The organism is Glutamicibacter arilaitensis (genome assembly GCF_044793945.1).
Taxonomy (GTDB): domain Bacteria; phylum Actinomycetota; class Actinomycetes; order Actinomycetales; family Micrococcaceae; genus Glutamicibacter; species Glutamicibacter arilaitensis_B.
On sequence record NZ_CP084994.1, the window covers coordinates 761,019 to 772,999 of the forward strand.

The 11,981-nt window shown below is 58.6% G+C and carries 9 protein-coding genes; 6 read left to right on the forward strand and 3 right to left on the reverse strand.

Features of this window, described 5'->3' with window-relative positions; genetic code table 11:
• Positions 1 to 38 precede the first annotated feature (38 nt).
• Positions 39 to 1,199 (reverse strand): 5-(carboxyamino)imidazole ribonucleotide synthase, encoded by a 1,161-nt coding sequence (locus tag LG294_RS03615; protein WP_404289583.1) that lies wholly within the window; start codon positions 1,197 to 1,199, stop codon positions 39 to 41.
• A 241-nt stretch (positions 1,200 to 1,440) separates the two neighbouring features.
• Here LG294_RS03615 and LG294_RS03620 point away from each other — a divergent pair, with 241 nt between their 5' ends.
• Positions 1,441 to 1,998: a GtrA family protein gene (locus LG294_RS03620; RefSeq protein ID WP_404289585.1), complete on the forward strand. Its 558-nt coding sequence runs from the start codon at positions 1,441 to 1,443 to the stop codon at positions 1,996 to 1,998.
• Here the strand turns inward: LG294_RS03620 and LG294_RS03625 are convergent.
• Positions 1,995 to 2,723, reverse strand: a complete 729-nt coding sequence (locus tag LG294_RS03625) for a TIGR03089 family protein (RefSeq protein ID WP_404289587.1) — start codon at positions 2,721 to 2,723, stop codon at positions 1,995 to 1,997. The genes LG294_RS03620 and LG294_RS03625 overlap by 4 nt on opposite strands.
• A gap of 282 nt (positions 2,724 to 3,005) precedes the next feature.
• Here LG294_RS03625 and LG294_RS03630 point away from each other — a divergent pair, with 282 nt between their 5' ends.
• Genes LG294_RS03630 through LG294_RS03640 form a run of 3 tightly spaced genes read left to right on the forward strand, consistent with a single transcriptional unit; the run spans position 3,006 to position 9,192 of the window.
• Positions 3,006 to 3,527 (forward strand): WhiB family transcriptional regulator, encoded by a 522-nt coding sequence (locus LG294_RS03630; RefSeq protein ID WP_404289589.1) that lies wholly within the window; start codon positions 3,006 to 3,008, stop codon positions 3,525 to 3,527.
• The gene (locus LG294_RS03635) at positions 3,431 to 7,000 is read left to right on the forward strand and encodes a glycosyltransferase (RefSeq protein ID WP_404289591.1); all 3,570 of its coding nucleotides are present in this window, start codon (positions 3,431 to 3,433) and stop codon (positions 6,998 to 7,000) included. Before LG294_RS03630 ends, LG294_RS03635 begins: the two co-directional genes overlap by 97 nt.
• A complete protein-coding gene (locus LG294_RS03640; protein WP_404289593.1) occupies positions 7,000 to 9,192 on the forward strand; it encodes a DUF5719 family protein in 2,193 nt (730 codons plus the stop codon). Before LG294_RS03635 ends, LG294_RS03640 begins: the two co-directional genes overlap by 1 nt.
• A 6-nt stretch (positions 9,193 to 9,198) precedes the next feature.
• Here the strand turns inward: LG294_RS03640 and LG294_RS03645 are convergent, their stop codons facing one another.
• Entirely contained in the window at positions 9,199 to 9,657 is a 459-nt protein-coding gene (locus LG294_RS03645; RefSeq protein WP_404289595.1) for a metallopeptidase family protein, read from the reverse strand.
• A gap of 89 nt (positions 9,658 to 9,746) precedes the next feature.
• Here LG294_RS03645 and LG294_RS03650 point away from each other — a divergent pair, with 89 nt between their 5' ends.
• Both LG294_RS03650 and LG294_RS03655 read left to right on the forward strand, forming a co-directional pair.
• Positions 9,747 to 10,115: a DUF3499 domain-containing protein gene (locus tag LG294_RS03650; protein ID WP_404289597.1), complete on the forward strand. Its 369-nt coding sequence runs from the start codon at positions 9,747 to 9,749 to the stop codon at positions 10,113 to 10,115.
• 261 nt (positions 10,116 to 10,376) lie between these two features.
• Positions 10,377 to 11,936 carry a TIGR01906 family membrane protein gene (locus LG294_RS03655; protein ID WP_404289598.1) on the forward strand — a complete coding sequence of 520 codons (1,560 nt, stop codon included), beginning with the start codon at positions 10,377 to 10,379 and terminating at the stop codon, positions 11,934 to 11,936.
• Positions 11,937 to 11,981: the final 45 nt, after the last annotated feature.

An 11,981-nucleotide genomic window follows, 5' to 3' on the forward strand; every position in this document is an offset into this window, starting at 1 on the left:
AAAATCGTGGCCCGGAATGAGCGAGTCTAGCTGAAAGCCTAAGCGGTCGGGGGGACGCCATCACGGATTAAGCCGGCGACCCGGTCAGCGCGTTCACGAAGTTCCGCCACGCTTTGTCCTTTTTCGGCCACCACATTAACGTGTCCGATTTTGCGTCCGGGGCGTACGGATTTGCCGTAGGCGTGCACCTTGACTTCCGGCGCGGCAGCCAACGCGGCCCGGAATGAGGAAAACAGATCCTGGTTGGCTCCGCCAAGGAAATTCTTCATCACGGTCAACCCAAGCTCGCGGGTTTCGCCTAGCGGCAAGTCCAGGACCGCACGCAGATGCTGTTCGAACTGGCTGGTTACCGAACCGTTCATTGTCCAATGCCCGGTGTTATGAGGGCGCATGGCAAGTTCATTAATGACGAAACCGGCGCCTTGGCCAGGGGTTTCGAAGAGCTCAGCTGCCATGACTCCGGTGACGCCAAACTCTTGGGCGATGCGCATTGCAGCATTCGATGCGGTAGCCGCCGTTTCCGCCGAGATGTCTTGGGCCGGTGCAATCACTTCGTCGCAGACTCCAGCTACCTGGATGGTGTGGACAACCGGCCAAGCTTTAGTTTCACCGGATGGTGTCCGCGCGACCATGGCTGAAAGCTCGCGGGTGAAATCTACTTTGTCTTCGGCCAGCAGGGCGCCGTTGGCGAACCAATCTTCTGAATCACGGGCCTGTTCGGCGTTATCCAACATGCGTACGCCCTTGCCGTCGTAGCCGCCGCGCGGAGTCTTGAGCACGATCGGCCATCCGGTCTGCTCGCCGAAGGAGATCAGCTCAGCCACATTTTCAACCTTGGCCCACGCCGGGTTTGGCAGTCCGAGCTTCTCAATCGCTGCACGCATCACCAGCTTGTCTTGCGCATGGATCAGCGCTTCGGGGCGTGGCTGGACGTTGACTCCCTCATTAATGAGTGTGGTGAGGAACTCATTGGGAACATGCTCGTGGTCGAAGGTGACCACGTCTTTACCCTGGGCAAAGGCGCGCAGAGTCGCCAAGTCTTTGTAGTCGCCAACAGGCGCATCGGGTACGCAACGTGCCGCCGATACGTCCGGGCCTTCGGCTAGAACATGCAGTTCAAATCCGAGGTTCAGGGCCTCTGGGGCCATCATTCGGGCTAGTTGCCCGCCACCAATCACACCAATTTTAGGAAAGCTCACCTATCTAGGTTATCGAAATAGTTCCAGCTTCCCGTCCTCGCGGTGACTGATTACTCACGAAATCCGGGGATTTGACAGGAAAAGCGGATAAAATGGCCTGATGTGCCCTCATGCCTTAGCGTATTCAGGGTTCCAATAGACCGATAACCGAGGGAACGTAACTTCCCGAGATTCTGACGATCTCTGGGTTTTGATGATTCGAAAGCTATTCATCAAGAGCAGCAGATACGTCTGGAGGAAAATGTTCGAGCGCATCTCACGAAAACTAGTTGGACTCATTTCGCTGCTCTGGCGCGAAGTGGCAAAGTTCGGCGTTGTCGGTGGAATTGCGTTCATCATCGACTCCGGAATCTATGTGTGGTTACTGCATGGACCGATGAGCGATTCGCAGGTTAAAGCCAAAATCATCGCAGGCATAGTCGCCACGTTGTTCTCTTGGGTTGCCAATCGTTATTGGACCTTCCGTCATCGCCGCCAGGCAAACGTGGCTCGTGAATTGGTGATGTTCCTGATCATGAACGCTATCGGTTTGGGCATCGCCGCCGCCTGCGTTTGGTTCACCAAGTATGTGCTGAACATGACGGACCCGACCAGCGTGTTCATTGCAGGCTCCGTTGTCGGTCTGGTGCTGGGCACCATCTTCCGTTTCTTCGCATACCGTTTCTGGGTCTTTGGCGCAGAAATGGATCAGGAAGAAAAGTTTGCCCATGATCATGAGCTTTTGGCCCATCACGAAAAGGGTGCCAGCAGCCAGGTAGCTACCCCGGACACCGGCACCATTCCCACAGTGAAGAGCTAGTCAGTTAGTACGTAATCGTGACTGATTTTTTCGCCCTCGCGAAGCCGGTCGCTAACCTGCATGGTTTCATCTACCAACACGATCGTGTCGCCGGCCTTCCACTGCGCTACCGCGTAAGGCAGTAGATCTAGTACCGGGATATCTGAGCGCACCAAAATAGTGCCACGAGCTTGTGCCTCGGCGGCAAATAATTGCGCGTTGGAAAGCTCTTGGCCGCTCGTGGTGATGAGACTGATTCCTGAGCCGGTTACCGATGATGGGTAGAACTGATCCCCATAGGTTCGCACGTTGGCGTTGTAGTCTTCGGCGACCGGGCCTAGGTCGGCGCCAAAGGAAAGCGCCATGGCGGCAGGGTTTACCGCAAGGATTTCGGAGGCACCTGGAATGCGCTCATCTGCCGGGTCGCTGGTGATCCAAAGTTGCGCCTCGGCGGCTTGATCGTGTTCGGCGGAGACTAAGGTCGCTCCGTGGTGCAGGGCGGCGAGCGCCAGAACCAGAGATTTCCAATGCGCCCCCAGATCTAAGACCACGACGGATTCTTCGTCGAGATCGAAAACTTCGCCGAGCAGGTTTGCGCTCTTCGCGACCCAATTATCAAAGACCCTGCCTGACAGCTCGATTCTTTCACCGGAAGTCGAGTACCAGGTTAGCCACGGCGAAGCAGAGGCACGGCGGGGTGCAAGTAGGCCTTCGGCAAAAGCTCCTATAGCGGAGTTGAACGACATTTTCCACCTTAAATAATTTACTGAGAATTTACCGACAATTCGCGGAAGTTGCGACTCGCCGAATTCATTGGTGACTTTCGCGGCGTGTTGTGCCGGGAGTTTCCTGAGAACTCTCCATAGAATAACCTCCCCGCTTGACTATGACCGAGTTACACGGCTGTAATTAGATGGTGAGTTCGGCTCGTCCATCGTTTCACTATTTCGATGGAATAAATAGAGACGTATGGATCGAGAGCACGGATGGCTCGATCTTCTCAAACCAATCGAAAGGTCTACATCAACATGACGAAGCTGGAGCAGGGGTACTCCGATTTTTCGACATCGGCTGTAGCGTCCGCCCAATACGGGGTTGAGGGTGCACCATCGGACTGGTTTGTCGATCCACAAGCTGGTGAAACCGCACGCGTTGCGGTAGCTGCAGATATGGAGAACGCCGCAGAAGACTTCCTACGGGAGCATGCGCCAGCGGAAACCGAAGGGGGATCGACCGCAGGGTCGTGGGCCCCGGAGCTGGACGAAGACGAACAGGTTCGCGAAAGCATCAAGGCAGTTTGGCTCGGCGTCGGTGGGGAAGTCGATGAAGGAGAGCTCGGTTGGCAGGCCCGTGCATTATGCGCGCAGACTGACCCCGAAGCATTTTTCCCAGAAAAGGGCGGCTCGACCCGCGACGCTAAGCGTGTCTGCGGAGCCTGTGTTGTACGTTCAGAATGTTTGGAATACGCGCTGAGCAACGACGAGCGCTTCGGTATCTGGGGAGGGCTCTCCGAGCGCGAACGCCGCCGACTACGGAAACGAGCAATCTAATTCGACCGCCAATTCACGTCACCGCCATCGTTGCTGCGCACGATGGCGCTGACTTTTTACCCCGAACTTTAGCCGCACTGCGTAACCAGTCCCGGCCAATTGAACGATACCTCGGGGTCGATGCGTCATCCCAAGACGCTTCCCACCAGGTATTAAAAGCAAATCTTCCATCCAATGCCACCCTGCTCACAGCCCCGGCTGGGTCGCTGGGACTCTCGGTTCAAGTAGCAGTTGATTCACTACCCGATGCTCGTGCAGATCGCGACGAGTGGCTGTGGATCATCCATGACGATTCGATGCCGGCTCCCGACGCGCTAGAACAAATTACGCGAACGGTCGAAGCCTCCGAATCGGTGACCATTGCTGGTTGCAAGATCCTAGACATTGACAATCCCCGACGCTTGGCAGAAGTCGGACTAAGCGTGGACCGTAAGGCCCAGCGCCTGACGATGATCGACATCGATGAAGTCGACCAGGGCCAATATGACGGCCGAAGCGATTACTTCGCCGTATCCTCGGCTGGAATGTTCATCCGCCGCGACGTCTTCGAAGAACTAGGCGGTTTTGATCCGGCATTGCCAGGTCGTGGCGATGACGTGGATTTGTGCTGGCGTAATCGCCTGGCCGGACACCGCGTGGTTGTCGTTCCGTCCGCAAAAATCTACCATCAGGTCGACGTGGTCGACTCACTGGCTGGACCGGGCGAAGCACGACGCTCGGAAGTCTTCCAACGGCTGAAGTTCGCGCCAACCCTGGGACTTCCATTTATTTGGTTAGGCCTATTGTTGGGCGGTCTCGGGCATTTCCTGCTGGCTCTTCTGGCCAAGGATCCGGGCCACGGATTCAGCCATTTGGGCTCGACTTTGCGAGGTTTGTTCTCTCCGGTGAAACTGGCGGCATCACGTCGTCAGACCAAGCAAATCCGCAAAGTGCCCCGAGGCCAAGTTCGCAAGCTAATGACTTCGAATAGCGCCGTGCGCGAGTACCGGCGAAACCTGTCAAACAGCGCGGATGACTCGCAGGTCTATGGCGATGGCTCCGGCGCAGAGGGCATGGTGGAGCCAAGTGGCGAGAACTTCTCGGACTTCGTTCGAATTGCCCGTCCACCGCGAACCACCGCGGTGCTGTCGCTGATACTCGCGTTGCTCATCACGACCGCGACCTCGCTGATTGCCTGGCGGTCGCTGATCGGTGCTAGTGCCCTGAGCGGCGGTTCCATGCGCCCGCTGTCGCGCTCGCTGAATGAGATCGGCGCCAACGCCACCTCTTGGTGGCAGAACGCGGGCACCGGCCTAAGCGCCGCTCCGGATAACACAGACATCATGTACTGGCTGCTCTCGGTAGTCAGCTTCAACCATGCGAACCAGGCATCGGTTGTCTTGTTCCTGGCAGCCATGCCGTTGGCGGCTCTTGCCGCTTGGTGGGGCGTAGGCGTAGTCAGCCGTTCGCGTGCTGTGCGCTTCTTCGCCGCCGTGGTCTGGGCTCTGCAACCTGCCTTGATTTCGGCACTTGCAACAGGCCGGCTTGGCTCTGTACTTATTCACGTTCTGTTGCCGTTGTTCTTCCTAGCCATGCTTCGTGCGCTCAATGCCCAGGTGCTGCCGGAGGGCAAGCCAGCCGCAAGCGCGCAAAACGAAAAGACATCGGCGTGGACCGCCTCGGCCTGCGCGGCGCTGATCTTGTGGGTAATTTCTACGGGATCGATGCCATTCTTCCTAGCACTCGTAGTACTGATTTACGTCTTGGCGATTTCGGCTCCTCGCCGATCGCGCACCCTGTGGTGGGTTCCGCTGCCAGCAGTCGTGTGGAACCTGCCATTGCTTTTCGAAGCTTTTGGCAATCCACGGCTGCTGTTCACCGAGCCTGGCGCGCCGCTAGCTTTCAATCCCGCCCCGCTGTGGCAGATGCTTTTGGGTTTCCCCGAAGCCTTTGACCCGATGCTCACGCCACTCGGTTGGGGAATCCTCCCTGCCGGACCGTGGGCTTTGATCGCCGCGGCTCTCGTGGGTGCACCGTTGGTGATTTTGGCGGTACTAGGCGCACTTGGATCGTCCTTTAGCCTGAACTCGACGATGCGTCGAAATTCGCGCAAGCTCATCTGGGCCGCAGCCTTATCTCTGGCGGCCGGTTGGGGAATCGGATTCATTTCGGTTTCCCTGGACTCGTCTCTGGCGGTCAGCGCATACACCGCACCGTTCGTTTCCTTCGCAGTCTTCGCGATGATTGCCGCCGCAGCTAATGCACTGGCCGCGCTGCGCCACGAGGAACAGCCACGCCCACTTCGCCGTCCTGCGAACCGGGCAGTGCTGAGCCTGATGACAGCGCTGAGCGTGATTAGCCTGGTGGCCGCCGGTTCGGTTGCCCTCGGCGCTCAACTGGATTCGCAAAATCCAGATGGCACCTTGACCGCGCTGAACGCTTCCCAGCAGGTGTCCGGCTCGCAGGAACGCACGATTCCGGCCACTGCGGCGGATGCCGGGCGTTCGGAATCTGCAGAGCGCACCTTGGTGCTCACCCCGCGTGCTTCCGGTGAAATCGACAGTCAGCTGCTGACCGGGACTGGCGAAACTCTCGACTCCATGAGCCGCTCTTCGCAGGTTTCACAACTGAGCGGATCGCTGCTGAACCCAGCACGTAATGAGGCTTCGGCCACTGGAAACGTGCAACGGGAAGCCGTGGCAATGCTGTTATCTGAATCCGCTCTTGACTCGCGCGAAGCTTTGCGAGATTTGGGTGTTGGCTTTGTAGTGCTCAACGAGACCGGTGAATCCGTCTCGGCCGCCGTGCGTGTGCTGGATGCGGCGACCGGGCTAGCCTCCGTGGGGCAGACCGACAATGGCTGGTTGTGGCGCGTCAATTATGAAAGTTCTACGCAAAGCGCTGGCGCAGGTTTTGCGCGCCTGATCGACGAGTCGGACCGGGTGCAGGTGCTGGCCACCAACCGTGGGCAAATTCAGAATGTTGAAATACCCGCAGCCGATGCCGCACGCACACTCGTGCTGGCGACCGCCCAGGATCCAAAACTGCGTGCCACCTTGGATGGTGCTCCATTGCGAGCGGTAGCTTACCCGGCGGATTCGGAAACTCGTTGGGCGCAGGCCTATGAGGTTCCGGCCGAAGGTGGCGAGCTTACGCTGACCCACTTCGAACCGTTGGCTTTGCCAACGCTGATTCTCGGTGGCGTCGTGCTGCTCATCGCTGTGCTGCTAGCGATTCCGGTACCAAGTACCCGTCGCCTCGCTAGCTATCGCAATAGCGAGTATCGATTCCGTGCAGCCGAGAACTCGGTCGACGGGGAAGACGAAGAGACTGGGGAGTTGGCAGAACCAGCATTCGAACCGGAACCAGAGACAAGCTCAACGCCGTTGAGCCGTCGTGAGGCTCGCGAACGCGGACATGAAATCCGTGAAAACTTGGCCCCGAAGCTCGGTGACCGTATTTCGGACACCGACACCGAGCAGGAGAAAAAGTAGTGAGTGATGAGAAGAACCCCGCTTCGGATGACGCAAAAAATGAGAAGGCCGGGCACCCCGCGCATGCTGCGGAACCACGTAGAGATTTAGGATCACCCGTGGCCGGCAACGCCTCCGCGGAGGAAAGTAGCAAGCCCGCGGCTAAACCGGGTTCAGAGGGAACCGACTCCTCAGCTGAGCCCGCTAAGCCAGCGCCGCAACCGGTGGCAGCAGCGAAGCCTGAGTCCAAGCCGACCGCTGCCGCTGCTGAAAGCGAGCGCCAGGCGAAAAGCAAGTCCGAATTGCGTGCCGAGGCCAAGGCTGAAAAGGAAGCCAAAGCGGAGGCTAAAGCCGCCGCAAAAGCTAGGGCGAAGGCTGACGCGAAAGCAGAGGCCGAGGCCAAAGCCACCGCAAAAGCTGAAGCCAAAGACCGCGCCAAGTCCCAGCCTCTAGCCAAGTCGGATACTCAGCCCGCAGCAGCTCCGGAGGCCGATGCCGAGAAGAAAGCCGCAGCCCTAGTGCTGCCAGCTGCGAAACGCACCGAAGGCGCAAACGATGTCCCGGTGCCTGCAGATTCAACGGCGAGCCGGCGCCGCCGCAGACTGGACGAAGCAAATAAAGCTGCTCGCAAGGACCAGGAAGCTGCTCCGGTGCGTCGACGTGCGGGAGCCGTGGCGCTCGGCCTGGTGGCCATCATTGCCGCCAGTGGCGTAGTCGCTGCGGGTTCGGTGCTGGCACCGCAACCATCTAATACGGCGCTCCCCGCTGCGGTGACGAGCCTTCCGGCCGGCGATGCCCAGTCGGTCTGTGCCGCTACTCCGCAGCTGCTCAAGGGCGTGGACGGTACCGATCCGCAGTTCGCCGCCGGTGCCGAGAAAATCTCAAGCAACATTCGCACAGCACTCGTCTCCGATTTGGGCAAACGAATTCCCGGTGCGGCTCTCAGGGATCTGGGCAGTGCTGATCCCACCCAGCTCAGCGAACGTATTCCGGATGCTGAAGCCGCAAAATCACTGGGCGCGGATGACCAGGGGCTGACCGGACGTGTGGGAAAGGTGAACACCACCAACGGCCGGGACCAGGCGCAAGTCTTCTCTTTGCAACCATTGGGCGAACTACCTTCTTGGGGTAGTTCCATGCGTAGCTTCCTGGCTAAGGATGGGGACCTCGCAGGTTTGGCCGCCGCGACCTGCCAGGCACCAGCCTCCAACTGGCGCTTTACCGGATTGCAAACGAACACCGGTGCGACCAGTGTGCTTCATTTGTCTAACCCGACTCACACCACCGCGCAGGTCACCATCGATCTGCGCGGCCCGGACGGTCTCATCGACACCTCAACGCTGCAGAACGTGGTGCTTGCCCCGGGCTCAACTCGTGCCCTGGTGCTTGGCGGTTACGCCCAGAATTTGGATTCAGTGTCAGCCGATATCACTAGTCTCGGTGGAAAGATCACTGCATCGGTCCAGCAGGCTGCGTTGCGCGGCCTGACTCCTTCGGGAGTAGACCTAGTAGCTGCGAATGCTTCGGCATCCAACACGCAGGTGATACCCGGAGTTTGGCTGGGCAATAAGAATGACCGAAACGAACTAAGCAAAGATGACAAAAAACTGGTTCCGCAGCTTCACGTATCGGCCACAGGAGCGCAGGGTGCCGGTTTCAAGGTGAGAATCCTGGGAGCCGAGGGCGAAGTTACGGCAGATCTTGGTTCGAACCTCGCTGTAGCCTCCGATGCAACCAGCGTCATCGACCTCAATGGCCTCGATGCCGGCGCGTACACCGTGGTGGTGGAAGCAGATGCTCCGGTGACCAGCAGCGTACGCATGGTGCGAGGTGCGGATCCTAAGGAATCCTCGGACAACGCATGGGCAACCAGTACCATGCCACTTGCAGGAAAGCAGGTTGTGCCGATTTCAGCGAACGGCACTGGAGAATTCAGCATTGCTGCACCGTCTACTGATGCTTCAGTTGAAGCGGTAGTGGTAGACAAGGACGGGAAGCTTTCAAAGCCGACCACGCTTGAGGTGAAGACCGGGCAGAATATGGTGTTCAAGCCGACGGAAATCACCGAGGACGCCCAAGCTGTCATCTTCTCAGCAGACTCAAACGCCTACATCGGCCAGTTGATCTTCGGGTCAGATCGTTCGCTGGCCTGGGCGGCAATGCCGCAAGCCAATGTTGGACGCGATGGAATCGTCGTCAACATCGGCGGCTAGCCGAGGCTAATAATCCGGGTCCTCCGGAAAATATTCGGGATCAACTTCGTTGGGCGAAAGCATCCACAAGTTAGCGACCTCGTGCACCACACACTGGTGCACGAGGTCGACTAATTCCGTGTGACTATGGCTAGCTTGCTCTAACGGCAGTCGGTAAATGGAAATCCGGGCACGGCGTTTAGCCGTTGCAGGTCGTGCAGAGGACAACGGCATGCGGTCTCCGGCGGCAGCTGCCTGAGTCATGACCTTGTCGCCAGGCACCGGGACGATTCGAAAATCGATGACCGACAGCTTTTGGCCCCAACGCTCGCCTAATCGCTGGGCGCTGGCCATCACCGCGTCATCGAAGCGTTCCGGGCGGGTGCGATAGGCAGGCAGGTGCATTGGGATCAACGGGCCACGCCGTCCGCGTCCATGACGGTTGCGGCGCGATCGCTGCGGTGGTGTTTGCTGATTGTGCTCCATGGCTCCACAGTAAACGTTTGGGCGAGCGAACGTGGCCGTTCGGCCTAGATTACCGCGCTAGCCGTGCAAGCACGAGTAGACTTGAAGCCGTGGAAAGTCTTCGTCTTTGCTCTCGCCCCGCGTGCCGTGAATCGGCTCGCGCAACCCTCACCTACAACTACGCCGATTCGACCGCTGTGCTCGGTCCATTAGCGCAGTACCCCGAGCCGCATTGCTATGATCTGTGTGCTCGGCACGCCAATCGGCTCACGGTGCCCAGCGGATGGAATCTGTTGCGCGGAGCATTGCCCGAAGTCATTGAAAACGAAGATGAATTGCATGCGCTCATGAATGCCGTGCGCGAAGAACGCAAACCCAAGCACGCGGTTGAAACTCCTGCGCCGCGCGAGGTGCGGGGGACCCGTTTCGATTCTCGTCCACGGCTGGCAATGCTCCCGCCAGAGGCAGAAGAAATCTAAGTACTAGCACCAAGTTTATTTGTCCTCTCGCGGGATCTAATCCCCAATGGCACCGGGTCGCATTGCCTCAGACAGTTCGCATTCCTACTAATCGGATGGGAATGGCTATCTTTGCCGTTTCCCGCACCACAGTCCTAATTTAGGTGTGGTAATGCGCGGATTGGTGCGGTCAGCTGGATATGCTGAAACCGCGAGGCCTGTAGTGCAGGTTTCGTCTATTTATGATGGTCAGAGATCGCGCGATTTGCAGGAGGACTCCTCATGGCTGAGGCGGCGAACAACACCCCCGGTGGTAAGGGCCCAGATGGCCCGGATAAGCCCACCGTGGCCACCAATGCTGAATCGAACGAGCCGGTCACCAAGGCCACGCTAAGCCAGCGAGCCGAAGAACTGTCTGCGCGCCTTGAAGAGCATAAAAATCAGGCAAAAGCGCAGCAGGATGCTCGCGCGGCAAAAGCGGCAGCAGCTGCGAAAGCCGCGTTTTTGGACCCATCAGGAGCCAAAGAAACAGCATCATCCAAGCCAGCCGAAGCCAAGCCAGCCGAAGCCAAACCCGCAGGGGTAAAACCGGCGGCTACCCAAATCTCAGACTCCAAGCCCGCTGCGAATCCAACCACGGTGCAGCCGGCCGTCATACCCGCAGCCACCAAGCCTGTTGCGAATCCTGCCGCGAAGCCTGCGCCGACCAAACCAGTGGCGAGTAAGCCGGCAGCAGCCGCCAAACCAGCCGTAGCAAAGCCAGCGGCCGCAAAGCCTGCAACCAAGCCGGCAGCGAGCAAGCCAGCGGCCAGTGCCGCCAAGCCAAAAGCGGAGGAACCGGTAGAGGATATTATTCGAGCGATAAAGCTCCCGCATGAAATTGACGCGGAAAAGCAAGAGCCGAAGGTTCCCTCAAAAGCCGAAACACCTGCCAAGACCGAAGAGCCTCTCAGCAACACCAAGCAGACTGTGCCTCCGGTCAGCGCCGCACCAAATAAAGACAACCCCGAGACTACCTCCGCCGCGGTTGCCCAGGCGCGTACACGGGTCTTTGGAAACTACGCTCCGGAATCAGAGCCATCCGAGGCCGCGGTTAAACGCCGGGTGGCTCGCGAGCGTGCACTGAATTCCAAGCCGCCGCTTGCCCGCACTGCACAGGTGTTGCTTGCTCTCATCTTCCCGGTGCTGACCCTGATTGCAGCGATTCGCCTAGTCGCCACCCCTGCGTTCTTGGCGCTGGCTTACGCCAGACCCGGATTCCCGAGCGACCAGTTCGGTTTCACCGACCCAGAGCGCCTAACCTATGGCAGCTACGGGGTGGACTACCTGAATAACTTCGCTGGCCCGGAATTCCTGTCTGGATTGAAACTGCCAACTGGTTCGAGCATGTTCACCGCCCAAGAGGTGCAACACATGCTAGATGTGAAAAACCTGATCGGATTGGGCTATGTTATCGGGGCAGTGCTCGCCGTATTGGCCATGATTTTCCTTGCCTACCTGGCTAATCGTTATTCCGGCGGAGTGCGCCGAGCATTCTTCTCCGGGGCAATCTTGACCCTGGTGCTGCTTGCCGGAATCGCGGTCCTTGCGATAACAGGGTGGAATACGTTCTTCTCCGGCTTCCACCAGTTGTTCTTCGCAGAAGGCACCTGGACTTTCAACATCAGCGACACCCTGATCCGTCTGTACCCCGAGCAATTCTGGATCGATTCCGCGCTTGCCATCGGAGTGATCGTCATTGTGACCGTGCTCGTGGCACTCGTTACTTGCTGGCCAACCGGGCGTCGCCGCGAGAGCTCACGCCTACGTCAGGAAGCCCGAGTTTACGGCCTGAATAGCTAAATAGAAGACTCGGGACATAGCTCCTCAGATAGTAAAACCTCGGGT